The following is a 23,090-nucleotide window of genomic DNA, read 5'->3' as shown; positions in this document are numbered from 1 at the left end:
GCTACGTCGCCTTCTACGGCACGTCGGTGCACAGGAACTCCCGTACCTTGAACCACCCGCAACGGGATCTCCGTGGAAATCCAAACCTGCATGGGCGCTCCCAAGCCCAGCCTTTGCCGTTCATCTCTCCCCACGAGCTCAGCGAGGCACTCATGGATTGGTTCGAGCGGCTCACCGGCTTCCAAGAGACCACCTACGAGGAGACGAAGCGGCGGTTGTCCGTCGTTGATGGACGGCTCCGCTCGGATGCTAAGCAGCGGAGCTACGCCGTCGGAGTGCTCGAACTACCCGCCTTGTCCGAGCTGCGTACCCGTGCCCAAGCCATCGGTCGGCAGGGACGCCTGCGGCTGTCGATTGTGGAGGGCGACGTGCGGGCACTGCACCAAATGCCGGACAACCGCGGTGCTCTGTTCCAGGTCGCCTCGCAGTTCAACCTGCTGGAGATGGTCGGGCCGGACGTGACGCCCGAAGATGGCGTCACAGGCTACGCGCACGACGGCACGCAGGGCCCCGCCTGTGCCATGGCAGCCGGTGCGGCCACCATCTACCGCAACTACCTCGTCCCCATCGCCGATGAAGCCGGTCAGACAGCCGATCGGCAGCTCGACGCGCTGGCAGACCTCGGCCTCGAACTTGCTCGGCGTCTCGGGACGAGCATGTCCGCACTCTGGCGCATGCAGAATGGCTACGCGCTCGCGAAGGAAGCTGGCTTGTCTGCGATCAGCATGCATCTGAGGGTCGCTGACGCCGCGACCCTCGATGCCTTGCGCGGGCTGCTTCGGATCGGGGTGCACTGGGATGTCGAGGCGACCGACGCGCGTGGTCCGGGACCACTCGTCACCCAGGCCTTCTGCTCTGCCCTTCCCGTGGCCTATTCGAACATCGCTTCATCGGCTTGGGAACCGTTTGCACGCCTTGTTCTTGAAGCCGCCTATGAAGCGACGCTGCTAGCCAGCCTCCTGAACTCTGCACGCGGTGGCACAAACCGCGTTCTCCTGACCCGTTTAGGCGGAGGTGCCTTCGGGAACGAGGATGCCTGGATCGATGATGCCATCTTGCGCGCGTGTCGCTTGATGATCGCGGCCGACCTTGATGTCTCGATCGTCAGTCACGGGCCCCCGTCAAAGAAGCTTCGGGACCTCCTCCACCGCCTCAGGAATCTGACAGCGGTCGACTGAGCAGCGCCGAAGACGGGTCTCTGTCCCTGGTGAGGACGCTGCCACTATCGGCGCCGTCACCGGCCAGCTCGCTGGCGCTCTTTCCGGCGCCTCCGCTATCCCGAAGCGCTGGCTTCATCAACTTGCCTGGCGCAGCGAGATTTATGAGGCCACGAATCAGCTTCTCATGAATCCCTAAAGGGGCAGCGGCTGACCCCGAGCGGAAATTTTAGACGCCACCAACGCCACCAACGAAGGTCTGCTCGGGGTGGGTGTCGGCCATTGGCCAGACACCAGAAAGCGGCCGTTCGGCAAAGCGTCCAGCGCAGCTATTCGTGCACCGGCCGAGACCAGGCTGATCAATCGTTTACGCCAAAATTTGTTAATCTCCAGCCGGCGTCTTCCTTGCTGAAGTAGTAGATGATGTCGTCGCAGAAAGCCGAATAAACGACCTTGCCCTCTTGGGTTTCCTTGCCGGTCTTCTCCTTGGCAAGACACCTCCGCTGCGCTGGGTTGAAAGCACCCTTCCAGATCACGGGGAAATCAGCGGCTTGCCGTAGATCGTTGTAAAACACCGGGAATTTGATCATCTGCGATACCGCCTTCTGATCGCTCTTGCCCACGGCAGCTTTGAATTGCGTCCAGAACGCTGCGAAACCGTCATCACTCCCGGCCGCCACAGCCGGCCCAGCTGTTATCAGCAAACCGGCCACAAGCAGTCCGCTGCCGATCACCGACTTAAACGAATTCATGTTCGCCCATCCATGCTCAAGACCGCAGGTCTCATCGGGGCTGCTTCCTCGATAGGACCCGCGAACGCGCCTCCCTGATGACGCTGCATCGTTTCAGGCTGACGATGTCCGCGCCTGCGTCGTGTTTCGAGGCGGCAGGTTCGGCAGGGTGCCGGCCAGCAGACCTTCCGAAAGCCTGAAAGGGGTTGTGAGCAGCCATCCCAAACGCGCAAGCCGAGTGTCAACTCCTAGTGCATCTCCGCACCGCCCATAAAGCTCGATGCTTCGGCGTCTCTGTAAAACGCTGGGTGTGTGGGCCTATAACAGCCTGCGTTCCCGCTGGCCCGCGGGCTACATACTTTCATAACCCCTGTAACCCCGGCAAGTGAGGAGATCCAGCGGAGGGTGACGGCTACGTGCCTGTTTCCGCAGCCAAGCGGGCTACAGGGAAGTACAGCTCGCCATCCCTGCGCCCTCGGCACTCCCCTATGCTTCACCAGCTAACATACCTCTCAACCTTCGCTCCCGGCGGCCTTTCCGCCGGCGCTCGCAAGATCTGTTCTGCAGCGCTGAACCTCCGGCTGTCTCTCCTCGTAGCCCGAGGCCAGCTTCATGGACCACCGCTTTTCATCCGAAGATGCCGCACCGGAGTCGGCGTTCGTCCGGCCGCTCACCCGCGCACCCCTCATCCCTGAGGCGCTCCTTCGTCAGCACGCCTGCTTCATCCTCACAGACACCCGCTTCCGCGCCGCCGCCCGCCTGCGCCAGTCCCTCTGGCGAGAATCGGTGCTAGGCTTACCGGCTGGCCTTCATTGCACGGGCGGCAGCCGTGCCGTTGTTCCTGCCCTCCTCGGCTCCACGCTCCGGCCAGCCGACGCCGCCAACGGCCTCAACTTCATCAGCTCAACGGTGCATCAGTTTGTGCGCCGCAGCCTCGTCCTGCGCGAGGAGGGCGCTCTCGTCCACTACGACCGCCTTCATCGGAACCTGCTCAGCTCCGAGGCGCTCACGTACAACCTGTTCGCCCCGCTGGCCCTCGACCTCGACCTGGCGACGGCTGTCTTCCGGCAGCTCCTGCCGGCCTTCGTCACCCGCGTCACCGGCATCCGCTTCGAAACCTCGCCGGGCCGGCACGATCCCCGCTACTTGAACGACGGCACCGCCTTCGACGCTGCGCTGACGGTGATCACGCCGGAAGGGGAGAGGGCCACCGTCTTCATCGAGGTCAAATACGGCGAAGGCTGCACCGGGGCGGCCGCCACGCACCGCCCCCGCTACGACGAGGCCAGCCGCGAGGCTGCCCTTCATCATGATCCCGACAGTCCGGCGCTCCGCTCCACCCTGCTGGAGCAGTTCTGGCGCCTGCACCTCCTCGCACAGCTCGCTGTTCGTCACGGCGTAACCCCGCGGGCGCACCTCCTCGTCCTCGCCCCACAGCTGAACCGGCGCGTGTCGGCCGCCACCAGCATCTACACCACCCAGCTCACCGATCCCGGCGGTTCATCGCCAGCCACGACCGGCTTCTCCGCCCTCACGCTCGAGTCCTTCGTCTCCGCGCTGGCGCAGGCGGGCGGCGGCGCGGAGGCGGGTTACCTCTGGCACCGGTATCTCGACCTGCGACCTGTCCTCGACCTCGTCCTAGCTGAGCCCTCCACGCCCGACCGCGATCCGCCGCCGGCCGGGGCACCGGTCGCGCTGCTGCCACCCCCTTCGTCAGCAACACCGGTTGCGGACGCAGTCGCCGCCCCTGTGGCCACTTCATCGCGCGGCCAAGCTCGCCCTGCCCGCCGGCCACGACGGCGACCCACTGAATCCGTGACAGCACCTTCATCAAGCACAGCAGCTGTTCGCCTGGCGCGCAGGCCCAAGGACAAGGCACCCGTTGGCGCGCTCCGCACGTCAGCCCGTTCCCCGGCGCCCCGCCGCCCGGCCCCGGAGGTGCGCTAATGGTCCGACCGCTCCTCACCGCTTCCCTTCGTCAGCAGCTCCTCGCCAACGGCAGCCGCACCGCTCGTGGCGAGGAGATCGACCCACCTCCCGTGGTGAAGCTGTTCATGCCAGACGGCCCCGCCACCTGGCTCCTCATCGAACTCGATCCGGCCGAGCCGACCCGTGCCATCGGCCTCTGCGACGCCGGCCTTGGCTCGCCCGAACTCGGCTACGTCTGCCTGCTCGAACTCGCGGCCCTCCGGGGCCGCCTTCGTCTACCCGTCGAGCGTGACCTCTACTTCATCGCCGACCGCCCGCTCTCGGCCTACCCCGCCGCGGCCCGCACCATGGGGAGGATCACCGTATGAACCAGATCCAGCTATCCCCCTGCCTCGCCACCGACGATCCCGAAGATGCGCTGGTCCCGCACGTCACACGTGATCCCGTCACCGGTCTGCCCTGGCCCGAGCCCACCACCCCGGAGCCGGGGTTCGTCACCCTCGCTCAGTTCCTGTTCGAGGCCGTCGCCGAGACCACGGACGGCTGCCTCGTCGAGCCGGACGGCATCTGCCGACACGGCCACCCCTCCTGGCTCCTGCGCCTCGGCGTCATCTGAACCTACGCCCCTACGCCGCGGACCGGGCAACTGGCCCGCGCATATCCGTTTTCGCAGGCACGGGCGGCATACGCATCGCGAACGTCGAGAAACGTATCGCACAACAATGGACGTGAAACTCTATAGCTCTACCAGAAAAATACTATATCAACTCAATATATAGACCTGTTATAAATTAATACAGCCGAATCCAATCTGACTGTACTGGTATATTTCAAGGTCGCGTCAGCATGCCCAGAGATTTCCCGCCGGTTGGTCCAGACGCCTTGGATCACCATCCCGACCTCGCCGCCGACATTGGGGGCGCTCGCAAAGAGGCTGCCAGCTCTGAGCCGTCCGCCCACGCCCCGCTGGTCTATCGCGTCACCCTCGACCGCAGCGTTCTCGAACAGGCCTACACGGCCATCCAAGTTCCCTACGATGCCGAGCCGGTGCCGACCCGGCTGTGCTTCCACCCGCACCAACTCACGCTCAGCACCACTTGGGCCGGTACACAATTCACCTCAGCCGTGGGCCTGCGCCGCACTCGCAACGACCTGCCGACGCGCGGCTTCACCCTCACGGTGAGCGAGGTCCTCCGCCTCGTTGGACGGGATGACCACCTCGGAGGGAGCCTTCCAGCGGCAAACGCGCGGCGCCTCGACTTTGTCCTCGAGCCTACCGCTGGCCGCATCGCGATCACAGCCGGGGGCAAAACCGCGGTGATGCAGGCTGCGTTCGAGACCCCGCCGCGAGCCGACGAGCCGCCCCGGCTCGATGTCCGCCTGCGCAGTGCCTTCTTCAGTCTGACGCCGCAACATGATCCGCCTGGCGCTGCCACCCCCGCTGTCGGCGCCCATCCCGGGCATGTGCCCACCGTACTCGTCAGCCGCGGCGCCCGCTGGCCGGCCTCGCTCATGGTCCCCGACCTCCCGCTCGGCGCCCTCACCCGTGTCCTCGCGCATCCCGGCGACCTTCTCGCCCGGCCGCGGCCGCCCAACCCGCGCCTGCGGCTCGACACCTCCGAACTGCATGTGACCTTCGATCCATCCGTATCACTCGACGAGGTACGCTCGGACCACGACCAGACCGACGATGCCTACCGCGTGTACGTCGAGATCGGTTGTCCTGCCCTGTTCGCCTGCCTGCGCGCGAGCGGCGGCATCCCCGACCACGGTGTCACCGTCGCCTTGTCCTGGCACAGCGCGGCCTCGGAGATGCTGGCCGTCGACCCGGCCTGGGGCGGCGAACCGCGGGTGGCAATCGGCTCGCCCGCACGACCACCGGCTAGATCCGCGCGCCGTTTGCATTCGTCCTCCGTCCACCTGTCGGCCGACACCCTACGGTGGGTCCTCACAGCGGCTGAGAGCGGCGACCGTTTGCTGATCGGCCTACGGCGCGGTGGGTCGGCCGGCGTCCTCCTCGCTCGGGGTCACGACACCCCCGTGTTCCTGGCCGCTCCCTCATCGAGCAAGGCCGAGAGTCGAACGCTGCCCCCGCCCACGACGCGCTCACCGGTGTGCGATCAGCAATGAGCGCGCATCACGCTGATGGCTGCCGTGTCGGTGGTACCGCGCGCCATCGGGCGGCTACCGGGACAGTCGGGTGCACGGGACCGCAACCCCGCGGGCCGCCGATGCCAAAGCCCAACCTCTCGCCCTGAGGCCGTACCCGTTTCCCACCCTGCCCAACCCTGTCCATGAACCCGGAGCCACGCATGACCGACATACTGACTCCTGCAACCGATCTGCCGGCCCGAGCCCTCGATGACGAACGCTCCCTAGGCCGCGCCACGCTGCCGCCCCTGCTCGCCGCATTCGCAGCCGCGGCGGACGACCCCGCTACGCCTTACCCCGTCGTCTGCGCGGCCGCGCTCGACGTGCTGCGGGTCAGTGCCGGCTACGCTGCCTCCCTCAGCCCGTACGAGGCGTTCTCCGAGTTCGACTTGGTTACCCTCACCTTCATCAACAACGCCTGCGTCGACAAGGTCACCCACGAAACCCTCTGGTTCGCCCCCGACGCGTTCCTCCTCCCGGTCCTCATCGCTCAACGCGAACTGGGCCTGCCCTTCAACGGCGCACTGAACCGTCAGTTGGGCGCGGTCATCGATCTCGGCCTGCTGCGCTTCCTCGCCGTCGAGCCCGACATCCACTTCGAGCCATTCGAGAACGTCTGCGGGCGGTTCGAGACGGCCTTCCACCTCGGCGACCCAGCGCGCGCGTTCGCGGCCGTCGACCGCCTCCGAATCCTTCTTGGCGTTGTCCCCTACGAGGCGGCCCATCCGCGAGCCCCGGACGCCGCCCTCTGGCCTTACTTCTCGTTGCGCCGCTATCTCGCCTGCCTGCCGCAAGAGTGCGGCTGCGGCGGGTACGACGAGAAGATTGCGGAACTCGAGCCCCGCCGCGGGACACTGCGGGGCTGCGGAGACTGGGACGCCGAGCGCGAACTGTGGCTGGAGGATCGTCTGGCGCAGTTGCACCACGAGCGTGATTCCTGGCGCACGACCGGCCCCAATGCCCTGCCCGCGGGGTTCGAACCACAGCGCCGGTACTCCGCGCAAGACGTATAACCTCGTGTGGAACGGTGCCGCCCCGGGCGACCCAGCCACCCAGAACATCGAGCAGCTTACGGGCGGCGTGTCCCAGACACCGCACCGTTCAGGCCGACGCCGCCCTGCCGCCGTCCCAGCCGCGCCCTTGATCCACCTCGGAGCCCTCCCCATGACCACGACTCCCGCCATCGCTCCCGACAGCATTCCGCATCATGATCCCGACGCAGCCAACGCTTGGCTTCAGCAAGCGCTGGCCAGCCTGCGCCCGGCGAAGTCAGCCGCGGCATCACCGCCCAGCGCGGACGCCCCTGACGACACAGACGCCGCCTTCAACACGCTTGCCGTCTACGCGGCCTACCTCGCCCGAATGGACCCCACCTGCGTCCGGTACGACTTGATGAGCGCGCTCGCCGAACACGAACCCTACGCAGGCGGTCCCCTCGGCAGCGGGGTTGCGACGAAGCTGGCTGACGCTCTCGCGTCGCTGCTGCCAAGCGACGAGAGCACGGAAGCACCGGACGAGCAGGGCGCGGCTGAGGCCCGCTACGCGGCGGCCCTGCAGGCTGCCCTCGCCGCCTTCCTCGCCTGCGATCGCGACCTGAATGCCATCCCGCTCACGGCCGCCTGCCGGGACTTGGCGGACGCGGTGCGCAGCGGTCAGCCCGGCGCGGCCTATGAGGCCGTCCAGGCTATTCAAGATCTGGTGAGTCGAGTCACGCGCACTATCGATGCCGCCACGTCTGACGTGTCGAAGGAGCCGTCGTCGCTTTCCGGGAGTGAGGGTACAACCGACGCCTCTCCCGCGGCACTCCGGGAGGCCATGATCGCGCGGTTGGAGGCGCGGTTGGCACAGCTAGCGCCGAATGCCCCGGACAGCGTCACGGTGGCAGGTTGGATCCAGACGCGCCTCGCCCACCTGCGTTGGGCTGCGCGGTGCGAGTTACCGCATTCAAATATAACCCAGCCTGCTTAAGTTCGTCGGTGTCAGACAGAAACATTATGTGGAACAGACGCCCACGGCGCCGTCGGCAGAGGAGTAGGTCGGCGATAGATCTGTTGACACGATCAACCGCGCCGCGGAGCACTATACAAGTCCTTAGCGACCATTGCGAAGTTGGAAGCACGACGTGGGGCCCTTTGGGCCAGCGGACCTTCGACAGAACGGCGCACTCGGTGGCTTTGCGGTCTGCTCGAGGAACTGCATAGCTACACGGCTGCGTTCGGTACCTGGGCCGGCTCCGTGTGCGCGGCGGCCCACCTGACGACAGGCGGTGGATTCAAGTGGTCGTCGCAACGGCTTGGCGGAGGGCGGTTGTGATGGCAGGTCGGCGGCGTTCGGATCGGGCACTTCGCGAGAAGCTGCGGTCACCGGGTCGTCCCGGGGTCGGTCTGCGCGAGACGCGGCGGGGGTTCTGGGCGTTCCTCGCGCAGGGTCTCTCCAGCGAGGTCGCAGCGATGAAGCTCGGGATCTCGCCACCGGTCGGCTCGCGGTGGTTCCGGACAGCAGGCGGAATGGCACCTTCCCACCTGTCACCATCATCCAAGTCGCCTTCTGCGCGCTACCTGTCGTTGGCTGAGCGGGAGGAGATCGCGATCCTACAAGCGCAAGGTCACGGGGTCCGGGACGTCGCTCGGCGTCTGGGACGGGCGGCGTCGACCATCTCGCGGGAATTGCGCCGCAATGCGGCGACCCGCAGTGGCGGCCTGGACTATCGCGCCACGACCGCGCAGTGGCACGCTGAACGCGCGGCACGCCGGCCCAAGCCAGCAAAACTGGCGGGGAACGCAGCGCTGCGGACGTACGTGCAGGAGCGGCTCGCCGGAACTGTCGCGACACCGGGCGGGAGCGCTCTGCCTGGCCCTAGCGTTGCCTGGAAGGGACGGCGGCACGGGCGACGCCAGAGCCGGCGATGGGGTCGATCCTGGAGTCCGCAGCAGATCGCCGAGCGCCTACGGCTCGACTTTCCGGGCGATACGACGATGCGCATCAGTCACGAGGCGATCTATCAGGCGCTCTACATCCAGGGCCGGGGCGCGCTGAAGCGTGAGCTGACCGCGTGTCTTCGCACAGGACGGGCTTTGCGTGTGCCGCGGGCCCGCAGCCTGGGCCGAGGCAGGTCGTTCGTCACCCCCGAGGTGCTCATCAGCGAGCGTCCGCCCGAGGTGGAGGACCGCGCGGTGCCGGGGCACTGGGAAGGAGATCTGATCCTGGGTCTGAAGAGTTCGGCGATCGGGACCCTGGTCGAGCGCACGACGCGCTTTACGATGCTGCTGCATCTTCCGCCGATGGACGGCCATGGGGTGACACCGCGTGCGAAGAACGGCCCGGCGCTGGCGGGGCACGGGGCCCAGGCGGTGCGCGAGGCGATCGCCGGCACGATCGCGCGCTTGCCCGAGCAGCTGCGGCGCTCGTTGACCTGGGACCAGGGTACCGAGATGGCCGAGCACGCGCGCTTGCGGATCGACGCGGGTCTGCAGGTCTACTTCTGCGATCCACGCTCACCCTGGCAGCGGGGGACGAACGAGAATACGAACGGGTTACTGCGACAGTACTTCCCGAAAGGAACGGATCTGAGCGCCCACAGCGCGAACGATCTTGCTGCTGTGGCCGCAGCCCTCAACAGCAGACCGCGCAAGACGCTGAACTGGAAGACGCCGGCAGAGGCGCTCGACGCTGTGCTGGCTGCCGTGCAAGATGGTGTTGCGACGACCGCTTGAACCCAAGGGCTCGTCCAGCCTCAGAGTGATGAAATAAATGAGCCCCACGCGCTGACGTTCCTCGACCGTCCCGCCGGTGTCTGCCGGTCGGGACGGTTACGGCATCGGCCCGGGCGTGGGCGACACCGCGTTTGCCGCAGGCGCGCGGCGTCGATCCTGTGCCGTGCAAGTCCGCACCGGCCCCTCGCCCGGGTTCATGGCCGATCCGAACCTGACTCGACCGCTTCCCCGGAGCTCCAGTTAGGCCCGTCACAGCACTCGTCCCTACCGGTGCCGCCGGAGCCGCCATCGTCCGGGTCAAGGCACGGTACACGCAGGTTGCACGACTATCTCCGCGTGGCGCTGCTCATCTACGCCGGCGCGTCATCTGGCGCACGCCGCCGTCGGCACCCTGACCCGGCGCCACCGATCCCCGGACCGGCGCTCGGCTCCTGTTGTTGGCGCGGCGCCGGCGTGGCCTGCACAACCCTCCACCCCTGGCTCCTCATCGGCGTGTCTACTCCGCCAGAGGCCTCGCCATATCACCTCGATCCGTTCGGGCGTGTCGCCTTCTGCGACGCGGATGCAGTCCGAGGAACATGTCGCCGTAGCCAACGATTTCGACTTCAACCTGCCGCCCTCGACCAGCATCCCCTTGATAGTCGCACTGACCGCCGAACGCCCGTGGGCGCTCGTCATCCTCAGTCGCAAGACACGGTTAAACCTGCAACTCCAAACCAATAGTGCATGGCCGCTACTATTGTCGTGTTTGCGTTCGGAATATACGCGTATCTATAAGCGGTTTTCTGCTCTCAATCTGACAATCTCTTCTCTAATAATATCTTTCGCGCGTTGTTGTCGTGCCTTATTTTCCGGCTTATTGAGAAATCGATTGCCTCCAGACGTGTGAGCAATATGGACTAACAGCTTACTATCCCATTTTTCTGCCGTGCCTGCCGCCTTCATTACAGAACGGGAAGGCAGACTGCGCATACTATCCATCATTTTGATAGCAACTCCTCCCATTGCGACGATGACGACGGGGCTTACCATCTCGATTTGACGTCGCAGGAACCCGCCGCAGTTCTGCAGCATTGCGGCGCAAGGCGGGCGATCCTCCCATCTAGCCGCGTTCAGGCGGCGGCCTGGGAAACACTTCGCCGCTGATGTCTGGTAGACTGCACGGTCGAACTCGCTCTCTCGCAGGCCACAATCAACAAATAATGCCCGCGCGCCGCCACCGGCCTGTCCGGAAAACGGCGTGCCCGTCCCGTACTCCGTGATCCCAGGGGCTTGGCCAACCAGCATCAAGGGCGCCCGCATAGGCGGCGAGAACACGGGTCGGGGAACTACTGGTGATGCATCGCGGGGCGGGTTTACCGGATGCTTCTGCAGCACCTGGGCACAACGCACGCAGGCTCGCATCTCGAGATCGAGCGCGATGAGATCAGCTTTCATGTGCAATCCGAATGTCTACCTTCTGCGTCTTCATTTCGATTATTCCGTTGTATTATTTAACCTGCAGATCCCTCCTCCGAAGCTACCGCCTGCTCGCGTGAGATGAGTACAAACTGCCGGGGCGCTACGGCAGCAATCTGTTCGCCTACGAGCGGCGCTGGAAATGTGCCGAGGAGCCGTTAGACATCGTCCTCGGACGCGAAGCGCGCAGGCCTCATGGGCGTGAGCGTTTCGCGGCGTAGAACAAACTCCCCGGCCGAACTAATGCCCATACTCCATCTAGTGCATTGACGCCATCAAAACGTACATAGCTCAGCGCGATCTCTCCTCTATTTGCAGGTCGTTAATGGACTAGAACATGGTGTTTACGTCGGCGTCAGTGCACTAGATCCCGTCCGGCCATAGCCGGTTCCACCCCACCTGCCAGAGAGCACGAGTGGGCGCGGCCTCAACTTCCGCGCCGACCGTCCGCTCTCCGCCTACGGCACTGAAGCTCAAGCCGCCAAGAGGATCACTGTATGGCGCCCCGGGAGGAGTCCCGGCACTATAGACCGACCCGAACGATGAGATCGTCCCGCATGGGACGCACGATCTCATCACGTGCCTGCCCTGGCCACGCCCACTGTCCCGACGCCCGGTTTCATCACCCTCGCCAGCTACCTGATCGGCCGGATTGCCACTGCCACGGACGCCTGTCCGGTCATGCCGGACGGCACCTGCCGACATGAGCACCCGTCCTTGCTCCGCCGGCCAGGGATCCCCTGATCCGAACTCGAAGCACGCAGTCCACAGCCTGCCGGCCTCCAATTTCAGAAAAAGCAGTTTCTAGTCAAGGGCCTACCCGCTCACCACGTGGGAGTCATTCCGCTTCTGAGCCTGCCGTCTCCGTTCCTCAACCCGCCCTGCGGAAATTATTTACGAAAGCGGTTTGACGATCCTCCGAGCCGCTTGGCGCCCAGAGCCGCTTGCTATAGCTAAGCATCCTGCGGCCGGAAATGCCAAGCTTCGCTGCTTCGGGGATGGACACCTTTTGTTCTCGCTGGTTCAATGCGTGGCCGAACCTCCCCGGGCGGAAACGGGGGTTTCGAGGCGCGAGCAATTGGCCAGCCTCCAACCCGGTTCGCGTCGGCGTGGAGGCGAGTTGGGGGCAAGTGTGGATCACGACGAGCCACTGTTCATTGATGTATTCGCAGGCTGCGGCGGACTGAGTCTCGGCCTCCTTAAAGCCGGGTGGAAGGGCCTTTTCGCGATCGAGAAAGACGCGTTTGCATTCGACACGCTCAAGCATAACCTGATCGATGATGGTGACCGCTACCGCTTCGTCTGGCCCGAATGGCTCGAGAAGAAGCCTTGGACCATCGAGGCGCTGATGGAGGCCCACCCGGACGAACTGGTAAACCTCAGGGGCAAGATCGATCTTCTCGCTGGAGGGCCACCATGCCAGGGCTTTTCAAGCGCCGGTAGACGGCACCCGGGCGATCCCCGCAACCAGCTTGTGGAGCGGTATCTCGAGTTCGTCGACGCCATCCGCCCTAAGATGGTGCTGATCGAGAACGTGAGAGGAATCACCTACGACTTCGCTGGCGGCAATGAGGCCGAGGGCAGGCGCAACTTCGCCAACGACATCATGTGCCGGCTGGGCGAGAACTACCACGTGTATGCCGACACCATCCGGTGCTCAGAGTATGGTGTCCCCCAACAGCGGCCGCGCTTCTTCTTAGTCGGCCTTCTCAAGTTCGAGGGATGGGAGCCGTCACGAGCCGAAGATCCCTTTGCTAAGCTGCAGGCCTCCAAGGTCAAGTTCCTGGCCAAGAGGGGCCTGTGCTCGCGCATGACCTGCAAGGAGGCGATCTCGGACCTGGAGCGTAGCCACGCCGGCACCGGACCGTGCCTGGACTCGAAGGGATACCTGAGCATACGCACCAAGCCACCCCGCACCGACTTCCAGCGGCTCCTGCGCGACGGCTTCGAGGGAGAGATATCGGACACGCGGCTCGCCCAGCACCGGCCGCATATCATTGAGCGCTTCAGCAGGATAATTCAGGAATGCCGAGAGGCAGGACGGCTGGGCGTCCAGCTAAACCGCGAAATGCGAGAGCGACACGGTATGAACAAGATAGCGACCCGTGTTCTTGATCCGGACAATGTGGCGCCTACCATCACCAGCATGCCGGACGACTTGCTCCACTACTCGGAGCCTCGCACGCTCACAGTACGAGAGAACGCCCGGCTCCAGACGTTCCCGGATTGGTTTGTTTTCAAGGGTAAGTATACGACAGGCGGCGGCCTGCGCCGCCATGAAGTCCCGCGCTTCACGCAAGTAGCAAACGCTGTTCCGCCCCTGATCGCGGAGATGTGGGGTGAAGTCCTGCTCGGCTACGCCCTGGTGCGGCATAGGGTCGGCCGCGGAAGACTAGCTGCATGACCGACGTCGCGGACTGCACCTTTCCGGTTGAGCTCCAGAACTGGGCCGGCAATCGCTCGGGAGGGGTGCGCCGCCTCTTCGATGACGCGAGCGGCCGGCCGGGCGAGACCGTCCTGAGAACGAACCTCCTCGACCGGCTGGGTGAATGGGCTCGCACCTTCTCGAAGCGGGCGCCCGGGGCGCCGCGAATCCTCTTGCTTGTCGGTGGGCCCGGTAATGGCAAGACCGAGGCGATCGAGTCGACAATCCGGTGGCTCGACGAAGGTGTTGGCGCCAATGGCGCACTCGTCGCATTGCTTCGGAACGCGTTCGCGCCGCCAGACGGAATCGCGCCGCGGCTTGTATGCGTGGACCTTGATCAGGTCATGGCTTGCGAGGGACTCGGGACCTTGGCCATCGTCCAAGATGCGTCCGCCGTCACTGGCGGGGAGACCCGGACAGCGGCTCAGCTTCTGCGAGACGAGTTGAAGCGTGCGGTCGAGGCCGGCCGGCGCGAGACGTACCTCTGTTGTGTGAACCGCGGCATTCTTGACGATGCTCTGGTCGAGGCCATCGATTCGAGAGACGATGACAGCCAGCGGCTCCTCGAGGCGATCGCGCGCGCGGTCAGTCTCTTTCCAGACGCCCCGCCGTGCTGGCCCTTGAAGGACTTTCCCGAAGTCGCCGTTTGGCCGATGGATGTCGAGTCCTTGCTGCTGCCGACGGACGCCGGCGGCGAATCGCCGGCGAGGGCGTTGCTCAATCTGGCGCTCAACGAGGCGAAATGGCCGGCGGCCGGCAGCTGTGCTGCTGGATCTGGTTGTCCCTTCTGCGGGAGCCGCCAGGTTCTCTCGCGTGACCGCGAGCAAGGCGCGCTACTCGACCTCCTCCGTTGGTACGAGGTGGCGAGCGGCAAGCGCTGGAGCTTCCGCGATCTCTTCTCGCTGGTGTCCTATCTCCTCGCTGGTCACCGACCTGGTGCCAAGGACGCCCGCCTCGACCCGTGCCGTTGGGCAGCTTCGCTGGTCCAGGCAGACGAGCTGGCTCGGCGCAAGGGGAAGCCGTCTAAGGATACCTCGACGGCGATCTTCCAGCTCGTAAGCGCCCAATACCAGCATGCACTCTTTCACTGCTGGGATCGTGACGCAGGGGCGTCGCTCCTGCGCGACATCCGCGACCTTGGCCTTGAGGACGACAACACGGCCATGGGGTTGCACTGGTTCCTTGTGTCCAGGCGAGGCCAGTACCTGCCGACGACCATCGGCGCGTCGCTGGACGGCCTCGTTCGGACGACAGATCCCGCCCTTGCGGCGCCCGAGACCGAGGTCCGCGTCAGCCAAAGGACGGCTTATTCCTATAGGGAACTCGACATTAGATTTAGTCGGTCTGTAAGGGAAGGCCTGGACTATGTCCGCCGCAGCCAGATACTGATGCGGGTCGAGGTCGACTTACTGGAGCGGCTCGCCGTGCTGGACTCCGATCTTTCTCAGGACGCCGCACGCAGAAGTCGCCCCGCCACCGCGACCAGAGTGCAGCGACTGGTGCGGGACTTTGCCTGCCGGACTGTGCGCCGCACCCTCGGCGCCCGAAGCGGAGCGGTACTCGACGCCGCCATTCTCTCCGAGTTCCAGAAGGTTACTGAGTATCCGGGCGGCAATGAGCTCTACGAGGTCGCACTCGAGGTAGAGCGGCTGCTGAACTCTCGACAGAACTTTGAGATCTCACTGACGACAACATTCGGCCAACCGCTTCCGCCAACCGCGCAGAGGGCGACGCTGGTGGTTCCAGCACGGCCGGTGCGGCCGCTGGAAGAGGACGCCCCAGACCGACCCGCGCGGCCTATAGCCTACCTGCGGGTCGGAAGCGGGAAATCGGGCCAACCAATTGCCTTGACATTCGACCTGTTCAAAGCGGTGAAGGAGCTTCGTGAAGGCATGTCGGTGGCGTCGCTGCCGCGGACGGTGCTCGCGCTTCTTGACACGACCCGCGCCCGGCTCTCAGGCCCGATCGTCCGTGATCCGGAAATCCTCGATCGGGCGGGTCTGCGCATCGGCACCGATGGGGTGGTCGTGGAGGAACGGCGACATGGCTTCGTCGCCCGCAGGGAGAGCGTGGCGCGATGACGTTGGCCAAGTTCAGGGACGAGCCCTGGCAGACGTCCCATCCCATGTACTCGCAGTCAGCCTTGGCGATGACGCCTGCGCCCGAGTACGCGAGCTCCGAGGTGATCCTCTCCTCGCTCTATCGTGCTGCCGGGTTCCAAGGCCTCTCAGAGGGGTCTGTGCCGCAAGCCGGGCGCGATCTGGATCGGGAGATCCGGAAGTACCGCAACCGGAAGCGATCACGTGAGGGCGCGGCGCTGGACGCAGACTCCTTCAACATGATGCTTCACTCGGCATTGGAGAGTCCCAAGCTTCCCAGCAAGGCGTCGAAGCGGTTCCTGCAGGTAATGCCAATCGTCCCGCAGACAGCCGCGTTCTCGGGCTCGGCCCGGCTTGCCGGGAACCCTTGGTCGCCGGGCGTGCTCGTCCGGCGCATGGTCTGGCTCGGTGCGTCCAGCGCAGCTGCGGCCGAAAAGCTCTGGGCTAACCTATTTGATGCTCTTTCCGTCGCGAACGACGATGATATTTTTGCGCGCTTCCTGCAGCGCGAGCTCGCGGCATGGGCCTCTGGGTCGGTCTGGACAAGGGCGCCCTCGATCCCGATGCCCATGCTCGACCTCGCTGATCAGGACGGGCTGCGATATCCGGCCCGGCAGTTTGCCGAGGACATCGAAGCCATCATCGACGCCAAGAGCTCACTCACGCGCCGCCAGTGGACCAGCTTGCTGGAGGCGATCCTACGCATCGGCGTGGTGTCCCATGTGCTGTGGCTGTGCGAGATCCACGACCGCACGTGGCGCTGTGTCCGGAGTGCCTTATCGGGCGGCGGGCCGACGACACTTGAGGAGGCGAGGGAAGCGATGCTCCCCCGCAGCCTCGCGATGCTGTCCTATGGCGACCGGGCGCTCGCCATGGTGAAGGACCAGACCTCGGCTTTCCTTATGGCGCGCCTCGGGCTGAACGCTACGCTCTGGTCACTGGCCGAGGGCGGGAAGGATGTTCCCGGAAACCTGTGGTCGGCTGCCGGCGTGCTCGCGCTTTGCGAGGGTGTGCGGGCGGATCGCGCAACGCTCGACCGGCTAGGGCTGGCGGAGCTCGTCTCCGAGCTACAGGAGAGGGAGAACCACACCATCATCTGCCGGAAGGGGATCGGGTCCAACATCACGGAGTTCGCCCGGCACGTGCTTGGCCAGCGGCAGGCGGCGAACGCCGTGCTCCGGGGCTATGATCAGGGCTACGCCCTTAGGAAGCGCGGGACGCGCAACTCAAGCCCCTGGATCGTCGCGCTGGGACCGGTCGCGGTACTGGCCCTCGTCCACTGCGCGCTATCAAAGACATCGGGCCCAAGATCTGTGCGGCGACTGGCGCAACACCTCCGGGGGTACGGAATAAGCGTCGACCACCGCGACATCGCGCAGAATGATCTTGGCCACCAGCTGCGGATGCTTGGCCTTGTTCTCGATAGCCCGGACGCAGAGAGCGGGATGCTGCTCGTGCCTCCTTTTGTGGAGGCCGCCGCTTGAACCGACTCGCGAAGATCCTCGCCGGCTTCGTCCGCGCCAAGATCGACCAAACTGCAGCCGAGGACGGGGTGGAGGTTAGGCTCATATTCCATGGGCCGCCTTTGGAGATCCTCGCTGACGCCTTCGCCTGCCTGATGGCTGATAGTGTCACGGTGCCCGTCCTGCTTCAGGTGGCTCAGCTCGAGCCTGGGCAAGCCAATCCTGCGGTAGGCTCCTCGGGCTGGTGCGACGACACCCACCTTCTTAACCTTCGAAATTCACCTGCCAAGCCAACATTCGTGGCGCTGATCCCGCCTGGACAGCATAGTAACAGGTCTGTGTCCACAACGACCCACGAATTCGGCATGGCGGCATCCAACAACGCCGGCAACGTTCCATTCGAGGCTTGGTGGTCGGACGAGTTCCTGCAGGACGTTGTTGGCGCGGCCTTGTCGGAGGCAAAGATCAGGGAGGCCGACTGGGAGCAGGCCAGGGCACTTATCGAGTATGCCGCGGCAGCTGCGGACGAGGTCGATGTCGACCGAACACAGAGGGGCCGTGCCTGGCGGGTGATCTCTAGGGTCTGTGCGCCATACCCCGGCGGCTCGCAGCTCAACGAAAGCGAACTCCTTAGTCTGGCTTGCGGCCTGCCTAGAACTAAGGAGCGCAACCTCTCCCTGCGGGAACAGGTAGCTACCCTGGAGAAGATCGCCGATGCGCTGTCCGATGGCTTTGGTGTCGGCATCTCGCGCGCGCAGGAAGGGGCAAGCGAGGAGGATGCGGCGGGCCTTGCCGAGTTCTTGGACCACCTGCGGTCCGTTTGTGACCGCCCCACTGCATTTGAGCGCTCGGCTGCGGCCTTTTACGGGCCGTTCGACGGCTTAAATCTGGACGCTCGGCCGAGATGGTGGAACGACCTGACGGTCGAGAAGTGGTCGGAGCTCCTCATCGAGGAAGCGGCCGCCACCGGTGACATACGGATGGTGTGCACCAACGGCATCATGCCGTTTGCGCGTGGCATGCCAGTATTGGTGATGAGTGAGGTCGATCTGGAGTTCGAGACGGTGGGGCCGGCGACGAGCGACGCCGTGGTTACCATCGAGCGAACTCCGGCCGGGGCTGGCGGCAAGGTTATCGGTCAAGTCCGGGCCAGCAGCGAGCGAGTCTTCGTCGACTGGACCCCGCCCTCACATCGCTCGCCCATGCGCTACGTCGCATCTGCGGACCGCTTCAAGCCGGGCGCGATCAAGGTTGTCTCTCTCGCCACGTGGGCACCCGGCATCTACGTGGCCTGCCGCTTGGCGAGAAAGTTGAGCCCGCCGAAGCGCCGGAAGAGCAGGGGGGGGCCGGAGCTTGAGTCTCAACTGCTGCTGCCTGGCGCGGGCCGCTATGACCTCCTCGTATTCGCCTCGCCAGGCGTAGAGATTGATGGTCAGGCCAGTGGCAACACCGAGGACGCGGCAGAACGCGGCGACGCGCCCGTCGGCCTGCCGGTACGCGCCATTCGCCAGGGCCACTTTCAGGTGGAGGTTGAGGTCGACGGCAACTATCAGCTTGACGTCAGCTTCAGGCGCCCCATTGCCGATGGAAGGATGGAGAGGGTTGTCTGCCGCGTGTCCCTCGCGATCGAGGAGGGGCAGCAAGACGGCTGTAAGAGCGAGTTTGAGCGGTTAATCAGGGCCAATCGGCGGCGCCTCCAACCCTCGGACGCTCGCTCCATCGTGCAGCCGGACCGCAACGCCCGTGCGTCGAGTCTGCAGGATTGGATGCTCTCGGCCGACCTGATCGAGAGATCCTACCAGCCGATCGTTATCGCGAATGACTACGTGGACGCATGGGTCCAGCCGACGTGGACGGAACCGGCCGGCCCGGTCTTCTCGTCCGGCCGGTTCCTGAAGGACCCACGGCCCGACCCGTCCGAGTTCGTTCCCCCAGCGGGGTTCGTCGAGGCAAGGGCGGAGATTGGTCGTTGGATCCGCGGCGGCGGCGATGAGACCGGACTCGTGGAGTCCGCGCAATTAGGAAAGTGGGCGGCCTCCGACCCAGCATTCTGCGAAATCGTCGAGCAGTACTTGTCCGCCTACCAGGCCTGGCTAGCCGCGGACCCGGATGTGGCGTGCTGGGTGGACGTGGCCGCCGTCACAACCCTCGAGTCCGACGGGCGCACACTCTCCCGGATTCCGGACGCCGTCTTGCTCTCTCCCCTCCATCCCATCCGCATCGCCTGGCACACCGTTGCGCAGGGCGTGCTGCTGGAAGCCGATGAGGCGGAGCGTCCCTGTCCCGCCGTCAGCGTGCTCGACCCAGACTGCGTGCCCGACGTTCTTAGCATTGCGCTGAGGTCGGCCGTCGGCGTGGAGCGAGTGAACTTTGTCGCGGTGGAGAATGGCACCGACTACTGGTCGGTGCTGTGGAATGGCAGGCAGCTCAGGGGACTCGCGGACCGGTCGCGTCTGGCGCCCTTCGGAACAGGCTTCGGCATTTCGGTCGGGGGGATTTCTGCGGGCTTCAGCGCAGCCCAGGTGGGCCGGGCTCTGGAGGACGTCTTCGACCTTGTCGCCGCGAAGCCGCTGGTGAGCGTCGCCGTTGCGAGTGCCGGAGGAGCCACTGATGCCTGCAATCAGGGCCTGATCGAGTGGTGCACGCGCCAGTACCGACAAGACGACCGGCGGCCCATCCGCCAGTCTGTCGGTTCGCGAAGTGTCGACATCTACGATGATCGAGACGCCGCCTCACGGCCAGAGGACGCGACGATCGCCAACCTCTCAGAGGACACAGCCAACGCCGTCAGATGGTTTGATCGCCAGCCTGTAAGCGCCGTGCCTGACCTAGGCATTATTGCTCAGCTCGACATGTCGGAGCCGAGCGTCACCAGCGTCCCGACGCAAACCCCAATAGCCCCGGCGGCCCTGATCAGGCATCGCATACGCCGGCAGCTGCCCAATGCCTTTCTGAGTGAGTCACGCCAGGCGCTGCCCGCACCCTTCTCGGGTGATAGCCTTGCGGATAAGGTCGGCGCCTGCGTCGCCGCCCTTGAGAATCTGGGCGATCAACGCTGCGGCCTTAGCTTCGCGCCCAATGTCAATGCCATCCAAGACATGCTGGGGCGCCGGCGCACCGACTACGTTGCCGTATCGTCCTCCGCCATCGATCCCGCCTGCTTTCTCGGCGGATGGCTGGAAGGAGCCTACCTTTGGGACTACGACTTGCCATCTTACTCCAACCGGGCTGGGGACACGAACGGCTATTATCTGTTGTCGTCCGTTAAGGATGCGGATCGGGAGGTGCTAGCTAAGGCCCTGTCCAAGCTTCCCGGCTGCGCAGCCCTGGACAAGGACTACGTCCGGAACGTCCTTCTTGAGATCGCCCGTAGAGGAATCCCGACCGTCAAGGGTCTGGCCGGCGACGACGCAGGCGCGACCGGGAACCTCGGGCTATTCCTCGCAGTCCGGCTGCTTCAGGACAGGTTCCGGATCGGCGCCGACACGGCAAGTTTACTTCCTGTAATCGGCGGGAGCGAAGACGACGCCCACCTCGCGGTGATAGTGCCCGTGGACCCTTTCCGCGGCTACATGTCGGATTTGGCACGGAGCATGCCTTCTGAGCGGAAGGACGCCTCCCTCGCCCGGCCCGACCTCCTAACGGTTGGGATAAGGATCACGCCGGCCGGCGTCAGCCTTCGCCTGACGCCGGTCGAGGTAAAGTGTCGGCCGAGCTCTATCTTTCCCAGCGCCGAAGTAGGAGATGCGCTCGAGCAGGCCAAGACGCTCTCGAGGCTTATCCAGGCCATGCATGCGGGCGAGGGGCAGCCCAGAGCATGGACCCTCGCGTTCCAGCACATCGTGCTCTCACTCGTCGGCTTCGGCATGCGGGTGTACAGTCAGCACCCGGATGTCGTGGATCAAGAGAAGTGGTCCCTGTTCCACCAAAGGATCGCCGGTGCCATCCTTGCGAGTGAAGCGGACATTCAGGTCGATGGGCGAGGGCGCCTGATCATCATCGACGCCAGCCCGAGGAGCTCGGTGAGGGATCAAGACAGCGATGGTTTCGACGAGACTATAATCATCGGGCTGGACGATGCAGGCAGGATCGTAGGCGGAGACCCGGCGTCGTTCTACGACAGCGTGCGAGCGAAGGTAGGCAACTGGCAGCTGTTCCCAATGGAGGGAGATAGTGGCCTCCCAGCAACGCCCGCCTCGACGGCTGTTGAGGAGGGCGAGGCCTCGGGTGTCGTGGTACCTGCAGCATCAGTGTCCGATCCGGTTCTGCAGCAGACTGTGGTTGCCGATCCTCCCACCGTCGCGCCGTCCCGTACCAGCATGGGCATAAATCTTCGTGTCGGCTCCTCCATTGGCGGCTTCGAGACGCGACCGGTGACGCTCAACGTCTCAGACACCCGCTTGAACCACCTGAATATGGGTGTCGTTGGGGACCTTGGGACAGGCAAGACTCAACTCCTCAAGTCGATCATCCTACAGATCACCGAAGCATCCACCGCAAACCGCGGTCTGCGCCCCCGTTTTCTGATCTTTGACTACAAGCGGGATTACAGCAGCGAGGATTTCGCTCGGGCCACTGGTGCCCGGGTCGTCAAGCCACACAAGCTACCGATCAACCTGTTCGACACCCGGACAATGGAGGAAGCGGCCGCGCCATGGTTGCAACGCTACCTCTTCTTCAGCGACGTACTAGACAAGATCTATTCGGGCATCGGCCCCGTACAGCGAGACAGGCTGAAGCGAGCCATCCGGCACGCCTACGACACGGGCCTGCCGGGCGAGCAGCCGACTCTCTACAACGTCGCCGAGTCCTACGACGGGATCATCGATGGTAAGCCTGATTCCGTTTCCTCCATTATCGGCGACCTAACCGATCTGGAAGTCTTCGAAGCAGACCCTCGCAAAACGGTCCCCTTCGATGATTTTTTCAACGGCGTGTTGGTGATATCGCTCGACGCGCTCGGGCAGGACGACCGGAGCAAGAACATGCTGGTCGCGGTCATGCTCAACTTGTTCTACGAGAACATGCTAAAAACACCCAAGAGACCGTTCCTGGGATCTGACCCGCAGCTTCGCGCGATCGACTCATACCTACTCGTCGACGAAGCTGACAACATCATGCGCTACGAATTCGATGTGCTGCGCAAGTTGCTGCTGCAAGGGCGGGAGTTCGGAGCGGGCGTCATCTTGGCGTCTCAATACCTTCGGCACTTCAAGGTGAACGCTACCGACTACCGCGACCCGCTGCTCACCTGGTTCATCCACAAAGTCCCGAACGTCACGCCCGCTGAGCTTTCCACCCTGGGCATGACAGGCTCACTCGCGGAGCTTGCCGAGCGAGTGAAGTCCTTGAAAAACCACCAGTGTCTCTATAAGTCTTTCGACGTCCCTGGCGAGGTGGTCCGAGGGTTGCCGTTTTTCGAGTTCGTAGCTTCGTGCAAGAAGCTCTAGGACGATCTGGTGCCGTGCCAAATTTTATGGGCCAATCGCTGAGCAGTCGCGCCCAAGCGCGACTTGGTGACGATCTCGCATTCCCAGGCGACGAGGACCTGCCAGCCCAACGCAGCGAGGCGGCGTGCTGCCTCGGCGTCACGCGCGACATTCCGCTCGAACTTGTGCGTCCAGAACGCCGTGTTCGATTTCGGGGTCGTTGCCACTCTACATCCCGAATGTCTATGCCAGAAGCATCCATGCACGAAGATGACTGTCCTATAGCGGGGGAATACCAGATCCGGCTTCCCAGGAAGGCCAGCACCGCCCAGCCTGTACCGAAGGCCCAGTGCGTGCAGCGATCGCCGGAGCAGAAGTTCGGGCTTGGTGTCCCGTGATCGGATGCGGGACATTCGCTTCGAGCGGCCCGCAGGATCGAGGAAGTCGGCCACTGCTCGTCCCTTTTCTTGACGGAATAAGAGGATAATGAGCCTCGATGCCCTGTCCATTGACGTGAGCGAACGGTGGTGCAGGC

Annotated in this window: 15 protein-coding genes and 1 pseudogene; 13 read left to right on the top strand and 3 right to left on the bottom strand. The window is 64.5% G+C overall.

The window, feature by feature from the left end:
* Positions 1-152: 152 nt before the first annotated feature.
* Together M446_RS07065 and M446_RS34955 are read left to right on the top strand one after the other, a co-directional pair.
* Entirely contained in the window at positions 153-1,178 is a 1,026-nt protein-coding gene (locus M446_RS07065) for a hypothetical protein (protein WP_012331422.1), read from the top strand.
* 40 nt (positions 1,179-1,218) lie between these two features.
* Positions 1,219-1,356: pseudogene (locus tag M446_RS34955) on the top strand (ADP-ribosylglycohydrolase family protein); the annotation flags it as partial.
* A gap of 160 nt (positions 1,357-1,516) precedes the next feature.
* Here M446_RS34955 and M446_RS07060 read toward each other — a convergent pair.
* Complete coding sequence (locus M446_RS07060) at positions 1,517-1,909, bottom strand: hypothetical protein (protein WP_012331421.1); 393 nt, start codon at positions 1,907-1,909, stop codon at positions 1,517-1,519.
* 591 nt (positions 1,910-2,500) lie between these two features.
* Here M446_RS07060 and M446_RS07055 point away from each other — a divergent pair.
* The 7 genes from M446_RS07055 (at position 2,501) to M446_RS07025 (ending at position 9,681) form a co-directional block, all read left to right on the top strand.
* Complete coding sequence (locus M446_RS07055; protein WP_012331420.1) at positions 2,501-3,835, top strand: PGN_0703 family putative restriction endonuclease; 1,335 nt, start codon at positions 2,501-2,503, stop codon at positions 3,833-3,835.
* Entirely contained in the window at positions 3,835-4,185 is a 351-nt protein-coding gene (locus M446_RS07050) for a DUF2958 domain-containing protein (protein WP_012331419.1), read from the top strand. The genes M446_RS07055 and M446_RS07050 overlap by 1 nt, the downstream gene beginning before the upstream one ends.
* Positions 4,182-4,433 carry a hypothetical protein gene (locus tag M446_RS07045; RefSeq protein WP_012331418.1) on the top strand — a complete coding sequence of 84 codons (252 nt, stop codon included), beginning with the start codon at positions 4,182-4,184 and terminating at the stop codon, positions 4,431-4,433. Before M446_RS07050 ends, M446_RS07045 begins: the two co-directional genes overlap by 4 nt.
* Before the next feature lie 230 nt (positions 4,434-4,663).
* On the top strand, positions 4,664-5,947 hold the full coding sequence (locus M446_RS07040) for a hypothetical protein (protein ID WP_012331417.1): 1,284 nt from the start codon (positions 4,664-4,666) through the stop codon (positions 5,945-5,947).
* Between the two features lie 182 nt (positions 5,948-6,129).
* A complete protein-coding gene (locus M446_RS07035) occupies positions 6,130-6,981 on the top strand; it encodes a hypothetical protein (RefSeq protein ID WP_012331416.1) in 852 nt (283 codons plus the stop codon).
* A gap of 151 nt (positions 6,982-7,132) precedes the next feature.
* The gene (locus tag M446_RS07030; protein WP_012331415.1) at positions 7,133-7,936 is read left to right on the top strand and encodes a hypothetical protein; all 804 of its coding nucleotides are present in this window, start codon (positions 7,133-7,135) and stop codon (positions 7,934-7,936) included.
* A 344-nt stretch (positions 7,937-8,280) separates the two neighbouring features.
* On the top strand, positions 8,281-9,681 hold the full coding sequence (locus M446_RS07025) for an IS30-like element ISMtsp4 family transposase (RefSeq protein WP_012330561.1): 1,401 nt from the start codon (positions 8,281-8,283) through the stop codon (positions 9,679-9,681).
* 771 nt (positions 9,682-10,452) lie between these two features.
* Here M446_RS07025 and M446_RS34950 read toward each other — a convergent pair.
* Positions 10,453-11,118 carry a uracil-DNA glycosylase family protein gene (locus M446_RS34950; protein WP_012331414.1) on the bottom strand — a complete coding sequence of 222 codons (666 nt, stop codon included), beginning with the start codon at positions 11,116-11,118 and terminating at the stop codon, positions 10,453-10,455.
* 1,153 nt (positions 11,119-12,271) lie between these two features.
* Here M446_RS34950 and M446_RS07020 point away from each other — a divergent pair.
* From M446_RS07020 to M446_RS07005, 4 genes are read left to right on the top strand one after another with little or no spacing between them, the layout of a single operon-like run.
* On the top strand, positions 12,272-13,543 hold the full coding sequence (locus M446_RS07020) for a DNA cytosine methyltransferase (protein ID WP_012331413.1): 1,272 nt from the start codon (positions 12,272-12,274) through the stop codon (positions 13,541-13,543).
* The gene (locus M446_RS07015; RefSeq protein WP_012331412.1) at positions 13,540-15,645 is read left to right on the top strand and encodes an ATP-binding protein; all 2,106 of its coding nucleotides are present in this window, start codon (positions 13,540-13,542) and stop codon (positions 15,643-15,645) included. Before M446_RS07020 ends, M446_RS07015 begins: the two co-directional genes overlap by 4 nt.
* Positions 15,642-17,147 carry a hypothetical protein gene (locus M446_RS07010; protein WP_012331411.1) on the top strand — a complete coding sequence of 502 codons (1,506 nt, stop codon included), beginning with the start codon at positions 15,642-15,644 and terminating at the stop codon, positions 17,145-17,147. The genes M446_RS07015 and M446_RS07010 overlap by 4 nt, the downstream gene beginning before the upstream one ends.
* Positions 17,144-22,576, top strand: coding sequence for a hypothetical protein (locus tag M446_RS07005; protein WP_012331410.1), 5,433 nt, complete (start codon positions 17,144-17,146; stop codon positions 22,574-22,576). Before M446_RS07010 ends, M446_RS07005 begins: the two co-directional genes overlap by 4 nt.
* Here M446_RS07005 and M446_RS34940 read toward each other — a convergent pair.
* Positions 22,573-23,064 carry a DNA mismatch endonuclease Vsr gene (locus tag M446_RS34940; RefSeq protein WP_322597456.1) on the bottom strand — a complete coding sequence of 164 codons (492 nt, stop codon included), beginning with the start codon at positions 23,062-23,064 and terminating at the stop codon, positions 22,573-22,575. The two genes, M446_RS07005 and M446_RS34940, sit on opposite strands and share 4 nt — an antisense overlap.
* Positions 23,065-23,090: the final 26 nt, after the last annotated feature.

The sequence above is a fragment of the Methylobacterium sp. 4-46 genome, from assembly GCF_000019365.1.
Classification (GTDB): Bacteria; Pseudomonadota; Alphaproteobacteria; order Rhizobiales; family Beijerinckiaceae; genus Methylobacterium.
The sequence above is the reverse complement of the archived record's forward strand: the minus strand, read 5'-3'. Positions and strand labels throughout refer to the sequence as shown.

Excerpts from the sequence above, each read along its gene's own strand:
- M446_RS07065 (WP_012331422.1), top strand. The coding sequence starts at position 153 with ATGGATTGGTTCGAGCGGCTCACCGGCTTCCAAGAGACCACCTACGAG.
- M446_RS07060 (WP_012331421.1), bottom strand. The coding sequence starts at position 1,909 with ATGAATTCGTTTAAGTCGGTGATCGGCAGCGGACTGCTTGTGGCCGGT.
- M446_RS07055 (WP_012331420.1), top strand. The coding sequence starts at position 2,501 with ATGGACCACCGCTTTTCATCCGAAGATGCCGCACCGGAGTCGGCGTTC.
- M446_RS07050 (WP_012331419.1), top strand. The coding sequence starts at position 3,835 with ATGGTCCGACCGCTCCTCACCGCTTCCCTTCGTCAGCAGCTCCTCGCC.
- M446_RS07045 (WP_012331418.1), top strand. The coding sequence starts at position 4,182 with ATGAACCAGATCCAGCTATCCCCCTGCCTCGCCACCGACGATCCCGAA.
- M446_RS07040 (WP_012331417.1), top strand. The coding sequence starts at position 4,664 with ATGCCCAGAGATTTCCCGCCGGTTGGTCCAGACGCCTTGGATCACCAT.
- M446_RS07035 (WP_012331416.1), top strand. The coding sequence starts at position 6,130 with ATGACCGACATACTGACTCCTGCAACCGATCTGCCGGCCCGAGCCCTC.
- M446_RS07030 (WP_012331415.1), top strand. The coding sequence starts at position 7,133 with ATGACCACGACTCCCGCCATCGCTCCCGACAGCATTCCGCATCATGAT.
- M446_RS07025 (WP_012330561.1), top strand. The coding sequence starts at position 8,281 with ATGGCAGGTCGGCGGCGTTCGGATCGGGCACTTCGCGAGAAGCTGCGG.
- M446_RS34950 (WP_012331414.1), bottom strand. The coding sequence starts at position 11,118 with ATGAAAGCTGATCTCATCGCGCTCGATCTCGAGATGCGAGCCTGCGTG.
- M446_RS07015 (WP_012331412.1), top strand. The coding sequence starts at position 13,540 with ATGACCGACGTCGCGGACTGCACCTTTCCGGTTGAGCTCCAGAACTGG.
- M446_RS07010 (WP_012331411.1), top strand. The coding sequence starts at position 15,642 with ATGACGTTGGCCAAGTTCAGGGACGAGCCCTGGCAGACGTCCCATCCC.
- M446_RS34940 (WP_322597456.1), bottom strand. The coding sequence starts at position 23,064 with ATGGACAGGGCATCGAGGCTCATTATCCTCTTATTCCGTCAAGAAAAG.